Consider the following 14,782-nt stretch of genomic DNA (forward strand, 5'->3'; position numbering starts at 1 on the left):
GGTCAGTCAAGACTCAATCCTCGGTAAGTCGGCGCCCCCGTGGCTCCGGGCGCAGTCGGCGACTTCTATAGTGACGGAATCGGGGGGCGAATAATTCCGGGTCCGGTTCCGGCCGAGAGGACGATCATGAGTACGGCGAGCACGCGGCTGCCCGAGGGCCGCTACGGCCGTTCCTCGGACGAGCGCGCGGACCGTAGGCTCAGGGTCGCGGGTGCGGTGCTCGGCACGGCCCTGCTCGCACTGGTCGCCTACTTCGCCTACCACTATGTCGTGCAGAGCAGGATCAGCGCCCAGGTGATCGCCTTCGACGCCACGGACAACGCGGTCAAGGTGCATCTGGAGGTCCGCAAGGACTCCGGCACCTCGGGCTACTGCACCCTGCGCTCCCAGGCGGCGGACGGCTCCGAGGTGGGCCGGGCCGACTTCCGCTTCACCGGGCCGGCCACGCGCATCGACCGGGTCGTCACGCTGCGTACGACGGCGAAGGGGACGACGGCCGAACTGCTCGGCTGTCACACCGGCTGACAGGGCCGGACATCCCCGGCATCACCCGGAATACGTAGCCGCTGACCTGCGTTGATGTAATTCTTATGGCTTATGTCCTCCCCCTTGCGGCCTCGAATTGTTAGGCTCGTGGTTTCGCCCACCCGAGAGGGAACATTCTTCTGGGTAGGGCGATGCTTTGTATTCCCAGTACCGACGAGGAGCACCCTGTGACCCAGACCAGCGAGAACGTCACCTGGCTGACCCAGGAGGCGTACAACAAGCTCAAGGACGAGCTTGAGTACCTTACTGGTCCTGCGCGCACGGAGATCGCCGCCAAGATCGCGGCCGCGCGCGAGGAGGGCGACCTGCGTGAGAACGGCGGGTACCACGCGGCCAAGGAGGAGCAGGGCAAGCAGGAGCTGCGCGTGCGGCAGCTGACCCAGCTTCTCGAGAACGCCAAGGTGGGCGAGGCCCCGGCCTCCGCCGACGGTGCCGTCGCGCCGGGCATGGTCGTCACGATCGCCTTCGACGGTGACGAGGACGACACGCTGACGTTCCTGCTCGCCTCCCGCGAGTACGCCAGCTCCGACATCGAGACGTACTCGCCGCAGTCCCCGCTCGGTGCGGGCGTGATCGGCCACAAGGTCGGCGAGGACGCGGAGTACGAACTGCCGAACGGCAAGAAGGCCTCGGTGCGGATCCTGAAGGCCGAGCCGTACTCGGGCTGATCCCCCACCCGATGTGACCTCGAGCCCCCGGCGGCCGGCGGATCCCGCCCGGCCCCCGGGGGCTTCGCCGTGCCCGGCGCCGGGTCCCGGGCCTGGTGCCCCGGCACTAGCTGCCGCCCGGGGGCGGGAGGTCCTGTTCGGTCCAGATGGTCTTGCCGGCGCTGGTGTAGCGGGTGCCCCAGTGGTGGGTCATCTGCGCGATGATGAACAGGCCCCGCCCGCCCTCCTCGTCGCTCGCGGCGTGCCGCAGATTCGGCGAGGTGTGGCCGGTGTCGGAGACCTCGCAGATCAGGGCCCGGTCGCGGATCAGGCGTACCTGGATCGGACCGCCGACGTAGCGGATGGCGTTGGTGACCAGTTCGCTGACGACGAGCTCGGTGGTGAAGGCCAGGTCGTCCAGCCCCCAGTCGACGAGCTGCTTGCCGGTGGCGGTGCGGATGGTGGCCACCGCCGCCGGGTCCGGGAGTACCGACCACTCGGCGAGCTGGTTCCGGTCGAGCAGGCGGGTGCGGACCACGAGCAGCGTCGCGTCCACGTCCACCGGCCCGGGCAGCAGCGTGGCCACCGCCCTGTCGCACAGCTCCGGAAGGGACGCGTGGCCGCCGGCCAGGACGTGGGACAGCCGGGCGAGCCCGGCGGCGCGGTCGTCGGCCGCCTGGAGCAGGCCGTCCGTGCAGAGGGCGAGGAGGCTGCCCGGCGCGAGGTCCAGTTCCGTGCTCTGGTAGGGCGGGCCCCCGATCCCCAGCGGTGGCCCGCTCGGCAGCTGCGGACAGTCGACGACGCCCGTGCGCGGGTCGACGACCGCCAGCACCGGCTCCCCGGCCCGCGCGAGCCCGCACCTGCCCGAGACCGGGTCGTACACCGCGTACAGGCAGCTGACGCCCATGGCCTCGTCGGCGTGCGGTTTCGGGTGGCCCGGGCCCCGGCCGGCCCCGCCCTCGTACGAGGTCTGCTCGACCAGGTCGGCCAGGCGGGACAACAGCTCGTCCGGGCTCAGGTCCAGCCGGGCCAGCACCCGCACCCCCGTACGCAGGCGGCCCATGGTGGCCGCGGCACGCAGGCCGTGCCCGAGCACGTCTCCGACGACCAGGCCGACCCGGGTGCCCGACAGGGGAATGACGTCGTACCAGTCGCCACCCACCCCGGACCGGCTGTCGGCGGGCTGGTAGCGGCTCGCCGAGTCGACGGCGGCGTGGGCCGGCAGGCGGCGTGGAAGCAGGCTCCGCTGCAGCTTGAGGGCCATGGTGTGGCCATGGGTGACCACCGGCATGAGCAGCAGACCGATCAGCAGGGCGCCGAGGCCCAGCACGGTGACCCCGCCCGTCCTGCCGATCAGCGGCAGATCGACGGCGGTCATGCCGTACCCGGGTTTCGCGTAGACGGCGAAGGCCGCGTAGAGGAACAGCGAGAGCATCATCAGCGCGCCCAGCGCCGGCAGTACGCCCTTGAAGACCAGATCCCTGGTGCTGCGGGTCAGGACCTTGCGGTGGTACCAGAGGCAGGCGAGGCCGGTCACCCCGTACTGGAACGCGATCGCGAGACCGACCGATTCGACCGAGTCGGCCAGGATGTTCTGGCTGAACGACGCCAGCAGGACATACAGGGCGATCGAGACCGCTCCCACGCCGACCGTGCCCCAGGTCGGGGTGAGGAACCTGCGGTGGAGCCGGGCGAACCGGGCGGGGACCGCCTTGTGGACCGCCATGGAGAAGACGGTCCTGGACAGGGGCAGGATGGTGGTCTCGGCGGAGGCCAGCGCGGAGGTCAGCACCATCAGGACGAGCATGCGCGACAGGAGCAGCCCGGTGCCGTCCGTCCCGAACACGGCGTCGCCCAGCCGGGAGAGCACGTCGTCGGAGTTGCGCGGGTTGCCGAGCCCGATGCCGGAGGTGCCGACTCCCGCGAACGACTGCGCCGAGGTGGACACCAGGCCGTACATGACCAGCAGCAGCACGGTGGTCAGGACCGCGGCGCGCCCGGGGACGCGCGTGCTGTCGACGGTCTCCTCGTTGACCGAGAACGCGGTGTCCCAGCCCCAGTAGATGAAGACCCCCGCGAGGATGCCCGAGGTCAGCGCCCTTACCGAGGGCACCTCGAACGGGTTGAACCAGGAGGCGGAGACATGGATCGCCGTCGCGGGCGGGTCGGTGTAGACCCTGACCAGCGCCGCGACGGCGAAGCAGACCAGCATCACCACTTCCAGGCACAGCAGCCAGCGCTGGACGGCCGCCGAGAACTCGATGCCGACGTAGCAGATCGCGGTGAGTACGGCGATCCAGGCGATGCCGACCACGGTGGTCCACAGCCGGCTCGCCGCCAGTCCGTCCAGGCCCACCAGCCGGAAGCCGTAGGCGGCCGAGATCTCGGCGAGGTTCGCCATGACGATGGTGTCGGCGACGATGATTCCCCAGCCGCCCATCCAGCCGACGCGCGGTCCGAAGGTGCGCGTGGCCCAGGTGAAGGTGGTCCCGCAGTCCGCGTTGCTCGCGTTGAGCTCCCGGAAGGCGTACGCGATCAGCAGCATCGGGATGAAGGCCAGCATCGTGACGATCGGGGCCTGCAGTCCGACCCCGGCCACGATGACGCCCAGCGTCGCGGCCAGACTGTACGCCGGGCCGGTGGAGGCAAGGCCCATGGCCACCGAGGAGAACATGCCCAGGGCGTCGGTCTTCAGCCCCTTCCGGCCGGCCCCCGTCCCGGGAGCGGGGAGGCCTGCGGGCACGGCGCCGCCAAAGTGCCTCACACTTGATTGCAACGCCGGGCCCCGGCCTCCGCAACAGCGCGGGGGCCGCGGTGAGACCTCGGGAACGCCCGACGGCGCGCCACGGCCATCCACCCGTGCCCGCGCCATGGGCCGAACGGCCTACCGCGGCAAGGACCCGCAGCACCCCACCCGGGACCGTCCGCCCCTGTCGGCACCCCACCGCCCGCGTGAAGCTGCCGGTAAGGCCGGAGTGGAGGTGCGGCATGGACAGGGAAGACCGACAGGGGGACGGGCATGGGAAGCTGACGGTGTCCGTCGACCGCCTCGACGGCTGGACGATCGCCAGCCTGGCCGGCCAGATCGACATCTTCACCGAGCCGGGGCTGCGGACGCATCTGGGAGCACTCATCGCCGACCACGGTGGGCGTCCCCAGGTGATCATCGACCTCGGTGACGTCACCTTCTGCGACGCGCATGGACTGGGTGCGCTCATCGGTGCCCACCGGACGGCCGTCCGACACGGAGGCACGGTGCGGGTGGTGGTTCCCAAGGGGCGCGTGCACCGGCTTCTGCGCATCGCGCGGCCCACCCACGACCTCAAGGTGCACGAGACCGTGGGCGAGGCGGTCGCGGTCGGCCCGCTGTGACGCCCCGAGGTCAGCCGTTGGCCCGGCGGTACTTGCGCACCGCGAGCGTGCGGAAGATCAGGATGATCACGACCGACCAGATCAGCGAGGCCGGCACGGGGTGCTGCATGGGCCAGGCGCCGGGTGTCCGGAAGCCCGGGGGGAGGTTGCCGAACAGCTCGCGGCACGCCTGCACGGTCGCGCTGAACGGGTTCCACTCCGCTATGTGCCGCAGGAAGGCCGGCATCTGGTTGGCGTCCACGAACGCGTTCGAGATGAACGTCAGCGGAAACAGCCAGATCAGGCCTCCCGAGGTCGCCGCTTCGGGAGTGCGCACGGACAGGCCGATGAGCGCGCCGATCCAGGAGAACGCGTACCCGAGCAGCAGGAGCAGGGCGAATCCGGCGAGCACCTTGCCGAGGTTCTCGTGGGTGCGCCAGCCGACGATCAGGGCGACGACCGCGAGCACGAGCAGGGTCAGTGCCGTCTGGACCAGGTCGGCGAGGGTGCGTCCGGTCAGGACCGCGCCACGCGCCATGGGCAGGGAGCGGAAACGGTCGACGAGGCCCTTGTGCATGTCGTCGGCGATGCCCGCACCGGCGCCCGCCGTGGCGAACGTGACCGTCTGCGCGAAGATCCCGGCCATCAGGAACTCGCGGTAGTCCTGGGTGGAGTGGGACGCGCCGACCTGGATCGAACCGCCGAAGACGTAGGTGAACAGCACCACGAACATGATGGGCTGGATCAGCCCGAAGACCAGCATCTCGGGAATCCGGCGCATGCGGATCAGGTTCCGGCGGGCGACCACCAGGGAGTCGCTGACGGCGCTCATTTCACGGCCTCCTCGGCGGTCGCCTCGTCGTCGTGGGCGGCGGTCTCGGCCACGTGTCCCGTCAGCGACAGGAAGACGTCGTCGAGGGTGGGGCGGCGCAGCCCGATGTCGTCCATCTCGATCCCGCGGGTGTCCAGCTCGCGGATGATCTCGGCGAGCAGCTTGGCGCCGCCGGTCACGGGAACCGTCAGCCGGCGGGTGTGTTCCTCGACCGTGACCTCGCCCTTGCCGAAGCCGCGCACCACCTCGGCGGCGGTCGCGATGTGCTCCCGCTCGTGCACCACGATCTCGACGCGCTCGCCGCCGGTGCGGGCCTTGAGCTGGTCGGAGGTGCCCTGGGCGATCACCCGGCCGTGGTCGACCACCGCGATGTCGTGGGCGAGGTGGTCGGCCTCCTCCAGATACTGCGTGGTCAGCAGCAGGGTGGTGCCGCCGGAGACGAGCTGTTTGATGACCTCCCACAGCTGCTGGCGGTTGCGCGGGTCGAGGCCGGTCGTCGGCTCGTCCATGAACATCACCGGAGGGGAGACCACGAGGGCCGCGGCGAGGTCGAGCCGGCGGCGCATGCCTCCGGAGTAGGTCTTGGTGGGGCGGTCGGCGGCGTCCGCGAGGTTGAACTGCTCCAGCAGCTCAGCCGCGCGCGCCTTCGCCGCCTTGGCCTTCATCTGGTACAGCTGTCCGACCATCACCAGGTTCTCCCGGCCGGTCAGATACTCGTCGACCGCCGCGAACTGGCCGGACAGGCCTATGGAGCGGCGCGCGGCGTCGGGGTCCTGCAGCACGTCCACGCCCGCGACGACCGCCTTGCCGCTGTCGGGGCGCAGGAGCGTGGTCAGGCAGCGGACGGTCGTCGTCTTGCCGGCGCCGTTCGGCCCGAGGAGGCCGAGGACCGTGCCCTCGGGCACGTCGAGGTCTACGCCGTCGAGAGCCCTTACGTCGCCGAAGGTCTTCACCAGGCCTTCGGCATGGATGGCGCCTGGCATGTCTGTCTCCACGTCATCGGGGGTCGTCGTCCGGGATTCTTCGGAAAGGTTAGGTTTGCACGTTCAAATGCGCCCGTGGTTTTCCAAGGGACGGGCAAAGAGCCGCGAGCAGCCCGCCTCCACGACACACCATAACGCGATGTATCGCGTCCCTCAATGGACTTCACCTGATCGGGTGGCGAGGGGGTACGAGGCGCAGGGGCGCAAGGCGGCCCGGCCTCAGTCGATGACGGTGTAACCCGCGTCCCGCAGGGCCTGGCCGACCTCGGCGCAGTGTGCTGGGCCCTTCGTCTCGAGGTGCAGCTCCACCTCCGCCTCCGTGAGCCCGAGCCGGGGGTCGGTTCGTACGTGGCTCACGTCGAGGACGTTGGCGTCGACCGCTGACAACACCCCGAGGAGCGTGGCGAGGGCGCCCGGGCGGTCCGTCAGCCGCAGGCGTACGGCCAGGTAGCGGCCCTGCGCGGCCATGCCGTGCCGCAGCACGCGCTGCATCAGTACCGGGTCCACGTTGCCGCCGGAGAGCACCGCGACGACCGGGCCCTCGAAGGCGTCCGGCGCGGCCAGCAGCGCCGCCACCGGGCTCGCCCCGGCCGGCTCCACGACCAGCTTGGCCCGCTCCAGGCACAGCAGCAGCGCGGCCGACAACTGGTCCTCGCTGACGGTGCGCACCTCGTCGACCAGATCCCTGACGATCCCGAACGGCACCAGGCCCGGCCGCCCCACCTTGATGCCGTCGGCCATCGTCGCCGGGTTCCGCACCGACACCGGGTGCCCGGCGGCCAGCGACGGCGGATAGGCGGCCGCGCCCTCCGCCTGCACGCCGACGACCCTGACGTCCGGCCGGATCGCCTTGACCGCCACCGCGATCCCGGCCGCGAGCCCGCCGCCGCCGATGCCGACGACGATCGTGCGCACCTCCGGGCACTGCTCCAGGATCTCCAGGCCGACCGTGCCCTGACCGGCGATGATGTCCGGGTGGTCGAAGGGGTGGATGAACACCGCCCCTGTCTCGGCCGCGTACTCCTCGGCGGCGGCCAGCGTCTCGTCGACCACCTGGCCGTGCAGGCGCACCTCGGCGCCGTAGTCGCGCGTCGCGCTGATCTTCGGCAGTGGCGCGCCCTTCGGCATGAACACCGTGGAGTGCACACCGAGCAGTGAGGAGGCCAGCGCCACACCCTGGGCGTGGTTCCCGGCGCTCGCGGCCACCACCCCGGCCGCCCGCTCCTCCGGCAGCAGTCCCGAGATGCGCACATAGGCGCCGCGCAGCTTGAACGAGCCGGTCCGCTGCAGGTTCTCGCACTTCAGATGCACCGGCGCGCCGACCAGCTGGGTAAGGTGCCGGCTGCCCTCCATCGCGGTGACCCGTGCCACGCCGGAGAGCATCTTCTGCGCTCCTCGCACATCGTCCAGGGTGACGGAACGCAAGGAGTCAGCCGTGCGGTAGCTCATGACTCCAGCATCGCAGTTCACGGTCGTACACGACGGGTGTGACCAAGCTGCGAGACCGGTTTGCGCAGCGCCGGTACGGTCCGCCGCCGGGCCGCGTACCCTGTCCCCCAACCCAGCAGCCCTTCATGAAGCGAGCCCCCGGCCATGCCCACAACACCTGAAATGTCGATGGACATGACGACCGTCGGTGACACCGGTCTCCTCGACACCCTCCAGCACGAGGTGGCGGTGTTCGCCCGCCGTGCCGAACAGACCCGGCTCGGCGGCGTCGGGCAGGTGCGCAACTCCATGGACCGCGCGGCGTATCTGCTGCTCAACCGCCTCGACAAGGAAGGCCCGATGGGCGTCAAGGCGCTCGCGGCGAGCATGGGCATCGACTCCTCCACGGTCACCCGGCAGGTGGCTCCGCTGGTCGACACCGGGCTGGTCAAGCGCACCTCGCACCCCGAGGACGGGCGGGCGGTGGTCCTTCAGCTGTCCCCGCGCGGGGTCGCGCGGCTGGAGGAGGTGCGCTCCTCCAGGCGTCAGCTGATGGCCGAGCTGACCCAGGACTGGGCACCGGAGGAGCGTGAGCAGTTCTGCACGCTCCTGACCCGCTTCAACCGCGCGCTGTCCGCGCGGATGACGGTGCAGGGGCCCGCGCCGGCGGAACAGCAGCCGGCGTCCTGAACCCCGTCGGCGCCTCCCGGCATCGGTGGCTTCCGGAGTCTTGACCCCGGGCCGCCGCTGGCCTCATATGAGACCGGGTCCTGCGTCGTACGCGGTTCACCATTTCCCGTACCGGACGGGCCCCGTTCAAGGGGGGAGGCGCGGTGCGTGAGCGGCAGGTGTCCCGAAGTACCCGCCGGGCCCGCGAGTTCGAGGCCTTCGTCGCGGGCGCGGCCGGACGTCTGCTGCATGCCGCCACGCTGCTGACCGCGGAGGCGCCGGACGCCAACCCGCGCGCGCGGCGCCTGCTGACGCTCGCGCTCGCCCACACCTACGCGCGCTGGGACCGGCTGCACGGCGAGGACCCGTACGACTGCGCCCGCCAGTACCTCGCCACCCGCTTCGCCCGCGCGACCTGGCACCAGTACGGCGCCTTCGGCCGCGGCCGCCCCGATCCGCGCAGCCCGCTCGCCGCGCTCACCCCGCAGGAGCGGCTGATCCTGGTGCTGCGCCTGTACGAAGGCGTCGCCGAGCAACAGACCGCGGCCCTCCTCGGGCTCCCGCAAGAGCGCGTCCACACCATCTGCGACCGCGCGACAGCCACCTTGCTCCACCCGCCGAGCCGCCCCTCGCCACGGACGGCGGGCAGGAAGGTGGCGCCGTCGTGAGGAGGCGGGGAGCGAACAGCGCGTGGCGCGTACCGGCCGCCAGGGGTGCCCCGGCCGTGGGGGGTGCTCCGGCCGTGGGGGGTGCTCCGGCCGCGTCGAGCCCCCCGGCCGTGCGGAGTGGGTCGGGCCGCGGGCGCGCGCGGGGCGGGGAGAGCGCCGGGAGCGCCCCGCGTGGGGGCGAGCCCAGGAGCGCGCGGGCATCGGGAACCCGGCGCGGCGGGAGGGCGGGATGAACCGGCCCCAACGGGAGGCCGCCGCGCGGCAGATCATGGAGCGGGCTCCGGCACCGGTGCCGCCGGACCTGTGCGCGGAGGCGGTGCGCCGCGGCGAGCGGCTGCTCGGGCGCAGGCAGCTCGTCCGCCGGGTGCTGTGGCTGCTGGCCTGCGCCGCGGTCGTCGCGTTCAGCGTGTGGGCGGCCCGAGTGCACCCGTGGACGGAGCCGCCCTCCCAGACGACTCCGCCGATCACCGGCTGGTGACGTCCGGCAACCGTCCACCCGCCACCGGCCCGCCCCCACGAGCCTCCCCGCGCACCCCGGCGCTGGTTTCCGTCAGCCCAGCGCCTGCTGGAGGTCGGTCAGCAGGTCGTCGACGTTCTCGATGCCCACGGACAGGCGTACCAGGTCACCGGGTACCTCCAGCGCGGAGCCGGCCGCGGAGGCGTGCGTCATCCGGCCGGGGTGCTCGATGAGGGACTCGACGCCGCCGAGCGACTCGCCGAGGGTGAACACCTTGGCGCGGTTGCACACCTCGACGGCGGCCTCCTCACCGCCCCGCACCCGGAAGGACACCATGCCGCCGAACGCCTTCATCTGCTTCGCGGCGACCTCGTGGCCGGGGTGCTCGGGCAGGCCCGGGTAGAGCACGCTGGTCACGCGCGGGTGCCGGGTCAGCATGTCGGCGATCTTCGTGGCGTTGTCGCTGTGCCGGTCCATCCGCACCGCGAGCGTCTTGGTGCCGCGCAGCACCAGCCAGGAGTCGAAGGGGCCGGCGACGGCGCCCATCGCGTTCTGGTGGTAGGCCAGCTCCTCGCCGAGGCCCTGGTCGGAGACGATCAGCGCGCCGCCCACGACGTCCGAGTGACCGCCCATGTACTTGGTCAGGGAGTGGACGACGACGTCCGCGCCGAGCGACAGCGGCTGCTGCAGGTAGGGCGTGGCGAAGGTGTTGTCGACGACGAGCTTCGCGCCCGCGTCGTGCGCGACGGAGGCGACGGCGGCGATGTCGGTGATGCCGAGCAGCGGGTTGGAGGGGGTCTCCACCCAGACGGCCTTGGTCTTCGGGGTGATCGCGGCCCGTACGGCGGCCGGGTCGCTGGTGTCGGCGACGGACCACTCCACGCCCCAGCGGGTGACGACCTTGGCGAAGAGGCGGAAGGTGCCGCCGTAGGCGTCGTTCGGGATCACCACGTGGTCACCGGGGCTGAGCAGCGTGCGCAGCAGGGTGTCCTCGGCCGCCAGGCCGGACGCGAAGGCGAGGCCGCGACGGCCGCCCTCCAGCGCGGCGAGGTTCTCCTCGAGGGCGGTGCGGGTGGGGTTGGCGCTGCGGCTGTACTCGTAGCCGCCGCGCAGCCCCCCGACGCCGTCCTGCTTGTAGGTCGAGACCTGGTAGATCGGCGGGACGACCGCGCCGGTGAGGGGATCCGCGGTGTTGCCCGCGTGGATCGCGAGGGTCTCGAAGTGCTGACTGATGTGCCTGTCGCTCATGTGCACCGAGCGTAGTGCGCCTGACCGGATCCTGACGCCCGCCGGGCTCGAGCGGCACCGGAGGAAGGGTTTCCCCTCACCCTTGCTCGCCCTGCGTCCTCTCCCTGCGTCCTCGCCCTGCGTCCTTGCCCTGTGGCGTTGCCCTGTCATGAACAGCCCCGGAGTTTTCCACAGCCTCGTGGCGGGGTTGGCCAATTGTCGGCGGCGTCTGGTTCGCTTGGGGCATGTCGATTCTCTGGCTGCTCATGGCGCTGCTCATGCTGAGCTTCGTGCTGCTGTCGGTCATGCGGCGCAGGCGCGGCGTGATCGAGCAGGTTCCCCCGGGACACCCCGACGCCGCCGATCCGGCGGCCTACGGCTTCATGCGCCAGGAGGAGCTGGACCTGCGCATGCCGGGCCCGGACCAGGACCTGCTGGACGTCCTGGAGTTGGTGCAGCGCACGCAGGACTATCACGCGGCCTCCCAGCTGCTGGCCGGCACCGAGACCGAGGGCGAGCCGCGCTGGCAGCGCGTGCAGGCCTTCGCGGGCGCGGCCGCGCTGGAGCTGCAGCAGCGGCCCGGCGGGATACACGAGACGCCGGGCGGCCAGTGGCTTCGGGTGTGGCGGGCCGAGCAGCCCAAGGACGCGGGCTGCGCCGCCGTCTACGCGGAGTTCCTGGTCCAGCAGGCCTGGCGGACCTCGACGCCGGGCACGGACGACTTCCGGATCATCATGGAGGAGGCCCGGGACGCGTGCGCACAGGCCGCCCTGCTCGCTCCCGGCGACCCGGTGCCGTACATCGTCGAGCTGTCCATTGCCCGTGGACTCGCCTATTCCCAGGACGAGTTCGACCAGCTGTGGCTGAAGATCCTCGACCGCGCCCCGCATCACATGGGCGCGCATCTGGCCGCGCTGCACTACTGGTGCGAGAAGTGGCACGGTTCGCGCGAGCAGGCGTACTCCTTCGCCGAGGCCGCCGCGGCCCGCGCACCGCAGGGCTCACTGCTCGCCGCGCTGCCCCTGTTCGCGGTCTTCGAGCACCTCCCCGAGGTGAACCTGGTGGCGAGCTTCTACCAGAGCGAGGTCGTCACCAAGGCGATGCACGGCGCCCTGCACGCGGTGCACTCGGCCCGCCCCGACGACCCGATGCTCGCGCACGTCCGCCATCTGCTGATCTTCTTCCTGGTCCGCGCCGAGCGCTGGCAGGAGGCCATGCACCAGCTGATACACGTCGACGGGCACGTCGGGGCGCTGCCCTGGACCCTGTCCGCCGACCCGGCCGCCGAGTTCGCCCTCTACCGCGCCCTGGCGGTGGCCGGTTACGAGGCCAACGGCGGCAGCCCGGCCACCCTCCCCGGCTGACCGGCACCCCGGCCCCCGACCGTCAGTCCAGCGGCTCACGACGCGGTTCCGGCGGATGGACGCGGCGGCTCGGGCCGGGATCCCGCGCCGACCTGGCGGTTCGCCACAACAGCAGGAAGCACAGAGCCGTCACGGTCAGACCCGAGTGGCCTGTCGCTGAATGATCTCCTGTCTCAGGGCCGCGAACTCCGCCGGCGGCCCTTCGGTCCCCTGATCCGCCGATGCGCTCACCCGGGCCGGACGTGGCTCAGGTCAGCTCTGCGAGCAGTCGGCGGAGTTCGGTGCGCTCGGTCTCCAGCCGGGCGGCTCGCTCGTCGAGTTCGGCCAGCCGGTGGCGCAGGGCCTCGGGGACGCCGGGGCACGGGGCGAGGGTGGGGCCGGACGTGGAGTCGTCGGCGGTGCAGGGCAGCAGAGCGGCGACCACCCGGGTCGGCAGGCCCGCCGCGAGGAGGGTGCGGATGCGCCGGACCCGGGGGACGTCGGCCTCCGTGTACTCGCGGTAGCCGTTGGCGCGGCGGCGCGGGGACAGCAGGCCGGTGCGTTCGTAGTGACGCAGGAGGCGGGGGCTCGTGCCGGTGCGGGCGGAGAGTTCACCGATCAGCATCCCCCGCCGCCCCCTCCCGCTCCGCGTGCCGCTTGACCCTCTCACCGTGTCAGGCTGCAACTCTCCCCCGGCGATCACTATTCCGCGTCCCGGAGGAGAGAGATGATCATCGATGCGCACGGGCATGTGCACGACCCCGTCCGTCTTCACCTGGAGGCCCTCGACGCCGCCGGCGTCGACAAGGCCGTCCTGTTCCCCACTCGCCCCCACCCCGAGCGCGCCACCGATCTGGCGGGCCTGCGCCGTGAGTTCGCCGTGCTCGACGGCGCGCTCGGCGGGACGGACGGATCGCGCGAGGCCTTCGCCGGTGCCCTGGACGAGGTGAGCGCGGCGGTCGCGGACCATCCGGACCGGTTCCTCGGATTCGGCTCCGTGCCCCTGGAGCTGCCGGACGCCCAGGTGGAGCGGGCCGTCGCCGAGGACGTGGTGGGGCGGGGGCTGCACGGCATCGGTGAGCTGACGCCCGCCCCGGGGCGGGCGGGCCGGCTGGAGCCGGTGCTGCGGGCGGCCGCCGATCACGGCGGGCTGCCGGTCGTCGTGCACGGGTTCGCCCCCACCACCGCCGAGGACCTGCGCACGCTCGCCGCCCTCTCCCGCCGCCACCCCCGCGTCCCCCTCGTCGTCAGCCAACTGGGCGGCCTGCACTGGATGGAGGCCGTCGAGCTGGTCCGGGACACGCCCGGCATGTACCTGGAGCTGTCCACCGCCTTCCTGGTCATCGCCGTACGGCTCGCCGTCCGTGCACTCCCCGAGCGCACCCTCTTCGGCTCCGACGCGCCCTACGGCGACCCGGTCGTGGCTCGCGCGATGGTGGAGCGGGCGACGGATTCCCCCGAGCTCCAAGAGCGCGTCCTCGGCGGCAACGCGGCCGGACTGCTGGGGCTCGCGGGGCGGGCCGGGTAAATCCGGCGACGGGGGCGGGCCCTCCCCCGTACATTCACCGTCCGCGAAGCCGCGGAAGCCAGGGAGCCACGCGAGCTGCCGGCAAGCCGTACAGCAAGGGGGAGGAGAGCGATGGACACGTTTCTGATCGGTGGAGGATGGGACACGGCCGAGGTGTACGAGCCGTTCGTCCGTGCGGTCGGAGGGGACCGGCGCATCGGGTGCCTGATCCTCGACGAGGGGGACGGGGCGGCGCAGTTCGAGCGGTACGCCGAGGTGCTGCGGAAGGCGGGGGCCGGCACGCCCGTGCCGCTGCTCGTGCCGCTCGGCGGCCGGTTCGAGCCGGAGGCGGCGTTGGCCGGGGTCGACGGGCTGCTGGTGTGCGGTGGGCTGACGCCCGCGTACCAGGAGGCGCTCGGCGACTGTCTGGACCGGCTGCCGGCGCTGCTCGCCGGGCGCGGGATGCCGTATGCCGGGTTCTCCGCCGGTGCCGCCGTCGCCGCGCGGCGGGCCGTGGTCGGCGGGTGGCTGGTGGACGGGGTGCCGGTGTGCCCGGAGGAGACCGGGGAGGACCTGGCGGAGGTCGAGGTGCGGGCGGGGCTCGGACTGGTGCCGTTCGCGGTGGACGTCCACGCCGCCCAGTGGGGCACGCTCGCGCGGCTGATCGCGGTGGTCGGGCGCGGCGCGGCGCCGTACGGGGTCGCCGTGGACGAGAGCACCCTGCTCCACGTGGTGGACGGCGAGGTCCGGGTGGCGGGTCTGGGCCGCGCCCATGTGGTACGGCCGGGCGGGGACGGGGGTGCGCTCGTGCGGTCCTACCGCGCCGGAGAGGGCTTCGCGATCGACCAGGCCTGACCGCGCCCGGTGCCGTCCGCGCCGGCCCAGCGACCGGTGCGGCCGGGCCGGTCGGCTTCGGCGGCTGACCGCACCTCAGCCACCCAGCCGCGTCACCCGGAACTCGCACCCACACCCGCTCCCACATCCGCACGCGCACCCGCACACCGCGGCTGCTGTGCCCGCCGCCGACGGGTGCAGCAGTGTGGGTGGCCGCCGGCCTCGCGACAAGCCCCGGCCGGTGCCACTGGAGACACCAGCCGGCGCGCTCACCACCGCTGGTCGGCGGC

At 72.3% G+C, this 14,782-nt stretch carries 15 protein-coding genes; 9 read left to right on the forward strand and 6 right to left on the reverse strand.

Annotated elements, in window-relative coordinates; genetic code table 11:
- Positions 1 to 126: 126 nt before the first annotated feature.
- Together ABB07_RS14355 and greA are read left to right on the forward strand one after the other, a co-directional pair.
- Complete coding sequence (locus ABB07_RS14355; protein ID WP_208899086.1) at positions 127 to 525, forward strand: DUF4307 domain-containing protein; 399 nt, start codon at positions 127 to 129, stop codon at positions 523 to 525.
- Between the two features lie 188 nt (positions 526 to 713).
- Positions 714 to 1,214, forward strand: a complete 501-nt coding sequence (gene greA, locus ABB07_RS14360; RefSeq protein ID WP_055707236.1) for a transcription elongation factor GreA — start codon at positions 714 to 716, stop codon at positions 1,212 to 1,214.
- 106 nt (positions 1,215 to 1,320) lie between these two features.
- On the opposite strand, the gene ABB07_RS14365 is transcribed toward greA, so the two are convergent.
- Complete coding sequence (locus ABB07_RS14365) at positions 1,321 to 3,936, reverse strand: amino acid permease (protein ID WP_425264720.1); 2,616 nt, start codon at positions 3,934 to 3,936, stop codon at positions 1,321 to 1,323.
- A gap of 245 nt (positions 3,937 to 4,181) precedes the next feature.
- On the opposite strand from ABB07_RS14365, the gene ABB07_RS14370 reads away from it, so the two are divergent.
- Positions 4,182 to 4,565 carry an STAS domain-containing protein gene (locus ABB07_RS14370; protein WP_208899087.1) on the forward strand — a complete coding sequence of 128 codons (384 nt, stop codon included), beginning with the start codon at positions 4,182 to 4,184 and terminating at the stop codon, positions 4,563 to 4,565.
- A 10-nt stretch (positions 4,566 to 4,575) separates the two neighbouring features.
- On the opposite strand, the gene ABB07_RS14375 is transcribed toward ABB07_RS14370, so the two are convergent.
- The 3 genes from ABB07_RS14375 to ilvA all read right to left on the reverse strand — a co-directional run bounded on the left by ABB07_RS14375 (position 4,576) and on the right by ilvA (position 7,808).
- Complete coding sequence (locus tag ABB07_RS14375; RefSeq protein ID WP_208899088.1) at positions 4,576 to 5,376, reverse strand: ABC transporter permease; 801 nt, start codon at positions 5,374 to 5,376, stop codon at positions 4,576 to 4,578.
- Entirely contained in the window at positions 5,373 to 6,359 is a 987-nt protein-coding gene (locus tag ABB07_RS14380; RefSeq protein ID WP_208899089.1) for an ATP-binding cassette domain-containing protein, read from the reverse strand. The genes ABB07_RS14375 and ABB07_RS14380 overlap by 4 nt, the downstream gene beginning before the upstream one ends.
- 219 nt (positions 6,360 to 6,578) lie before the next feature.
- Positions 6,579 to 7,808, reverse strand: coding sequence for a threonine ammonia-lyase (gene ilvA, locus ABB07_RS14385; RefSeq protein WP_208899090.1), 1,230 nt, complete (start codon positions 7,806 to 7,808; stop codon positions 6,579 to 6,581).
- 162 nt (positions 7,809 to 7,970) lie between these two features.
- On the opposite strand from ilvA, the gene ABB07_RS14390 reads away from it, so the two are divergent.
- The 3 genes from ABB07_RS14390 to ABB07_RS14400 all read left to right on the forward strand — a co-directional run bounded on the left by ABB07_RS14390 (position 7,971) and on the right by ABB07_RS14400 (position 9,602).
- Positions 7,971 to 8,477: a MarR family winged helix-turn-helix transcriptional regulator gene (locus tag ABB07_RS14390; protein ID WP_208899091.1), complete on the forward strand. Its 507-nt coding sequence runs from the start codon at positions 7,971 to 7,973 to the stop codon at positions 8,475 to 8,477.
- 143 nt (positions 8,478 to 8,620) lie between these two features.
- The gene (locus ABB07_RS14395) at positions 8,621 to 9,124 is read left to right on the forward strand and encodes a sigma factor-like helix-turn-helix DNA-binding protein (RefSeq protein WP_208899092.1); all 504 of its coding nucleotides are present in this window, start codon (positions 8,621 to 8,623) and stop codon (positions 9,122 to 9,124) included.
- 229 nt (positions 9,125 to 9,353) lie between these two features.
- Complete coding sequence (locus tag ABB07_RS14400) at positions 9,354 to 9,602, forward strand: hypothetical protein (RefSeq protein ID WP_208899093.1); 249 nt, start codon at positions 9,354 to 9,356, stop codon at positions 9,600 to 9,602.
- A 72-nt stretch (positions 9,603 to 9,674) separates the two neighbouring features.
- On the opposite strand, the gene ABB07_RS14405 is transcribed toward ABB07_RS14400, so the two are convergent.
- Complete coding sequence (locus ABB07_RS14405; protein ID WP_208899094.1) at positions 9,675 to 10,829, reverse strand: cystathionine gamma-synthase; 1,155 nt, start codon at positions 10,827 to 10,829, stop codon at positions 9,675 to 9,677.
- A 224-nt stretch (positions 10,830 to 11,053) separates the two neighbouring features.
- Between ABB07_RS14405 and ABB07_RS14410 the strand changes: the two genes are divergently transcribed.
- Positions 11,054 to 12,172: a hypothetical protein gene (locus tag ABB07_RS14410; protein ID WP_208899095.1), complete on the forward strand. Its 1,119-nt coding sequence runs from the start codon at positions 11,054 to 11,056 to the stop codon at positions 12,170 to 12,172.
- Positions 12,173 to 12,419: 247 nt separating this feature from the next.
- On the opposite strand, the gene ABB07_RS14415 is transcribed toward ABB07_RS14410, so the two are convergent.
- Positions 12,420 to 12,776 (reverse strand): MerR family transcriptional regulator, encoded by a 357-nt coding sequence (locus ABB07_RS14415; protein WP_208899096.1) that lies wholly within the window; start codon positions 12,774 to 12,776, stop codon positions 12,420 to 12,422.
- A gap of 102 nt (positions 12,777 to 12,878) precedes the next feature.
- Between ABB07_RS14415 and ABB07_RS14420 the strand changes: the two genes are divergently transcribed.
- Complete coding sequence (locus tag ABB07_RS14420; RefSeq protein ID WP_208899097.1) at positions 12,879 to 13,679, forward strand: amidohydrolase family protein; 801 nt, start codon at positions 12,879 to 12,881, stop codon at positions 13,677 to 13,679.
- 111 nt (positions 13,680 to 13,790) lie between these two features.
- Positions 13,791 to 14,513, forward strand: coding sequence for a type 1 glutamine amidotransferase family protein (locus tag ABB07_RS14425; RefSeq protein WP_208899098.1), 723 nt, complete (start codon positions 13,791 to 13,793; stop codon positions 14,511 to 14,513).
- Positions 14,514 to 14,782 lie beyond the last annotated feature (269 nt).

It is taken from the genome of Streptomyces incarnatus (assembly GCF_001027185.1).
GTDB classification, from domain to species: Bacteria; Actinomycetota; Actinomycetes; order Streptomycetales; family Streptomycetaceae; genus Streptomyces; species Streptomyces puniciscabiei.

What these genes read in the sequence shown, in the direction of transcription:
- ABB07_RS14355 (WP_208899086.1), top strand. Translation starts at nt 127, where the DNA reads ATGAGTACGGCGAGCACGCGGCTGCCCGAGGGCCGCTACGGCCGTTCC.
- ABB07_RS14370 (WP_208899087.1), top strand. Translation starts at nt 4,182, where the DNA reads ATGGACAGGGAAGACCGACAGGGGGACGGGCATGGGAAGCTGACGGTG.
- ABB07_RS14375 (WP_208899088.1), bottom strand. Translation starts at nt 5,376, where the DNA reads ATGAGCGCCGTCAGCGACTCCCTGGTGGTCGCCCGCCGGAACCTGATC.
- ABB07_RS14380 (WP_208899089.1), bottom strand. Translation starts at nt 6,359, where the DNA reads ATGCCAGGCGCCATCCATGCCGAAGGCCTGGTGAAGACCTTCGGCGAC.
- ilvA (WP_208899090.1), bottom strand. Translation starts at nt 7,808, where the DNA reads ATGAGCTACCGCACGGCTGACTCCTTGCGTTCCGTCACCCTGGACGAT.
- ABB07_RS14390 (WP_208899091.1), top strand. Translation starts at nt 7,971, where the DNA reads ATGTCGATGGACATGACGACCGTCGGTGACACCGGTCTCCTCGACACC.
- ABB07_RS14400 (WP_208899093.1), top strand. Translation starts at nt 9,354, where the DNA reads ATGAACCGGCCCCAACGGGAGGCCGCCGCGCGGCAGATCATGGAGCGG.
- ABB07_RS14405 (WP_208899094.1), bottom strand. Translation starts at nt 10,829, where the DNA reads ATGAGCGACAGGCACATCAGTCAGCACTTCGAGACCCTCGCGATCCAC.
- ABB07_RS14410 (WP_208899095.1), top strand. Translation starts at nt 11,054, where the DNA reads ATGTCGATTCTCTGGCTGCTCATGGCGCTGCTCATGCTGAGCTTCGTG.
- ABB07_RS14415 (WP_208899096.1), bottom strand. Translation starts at nt 12,776, where the DNA reads ATGCTGATCGGTGAACTCTCCGCCCGCACCGGCACGAGCCCCCGCCTC.
- ABB07_RS14420 (WP_208899097.1), top strand. Translation starts at nt 12,879, where the DNA reads ATGATCATCGATGCGCACGGGCATGTGCACGACCCCGTCCGTCTTCAC.
- ABB07_RS14425 (WP_208899098.1), top strand. Translation starts at nt 13,791, where the DNA reads ATGGACACGTTTCTGATCGGTGGAGGATGGGACACGGCCGAGGTGTAC.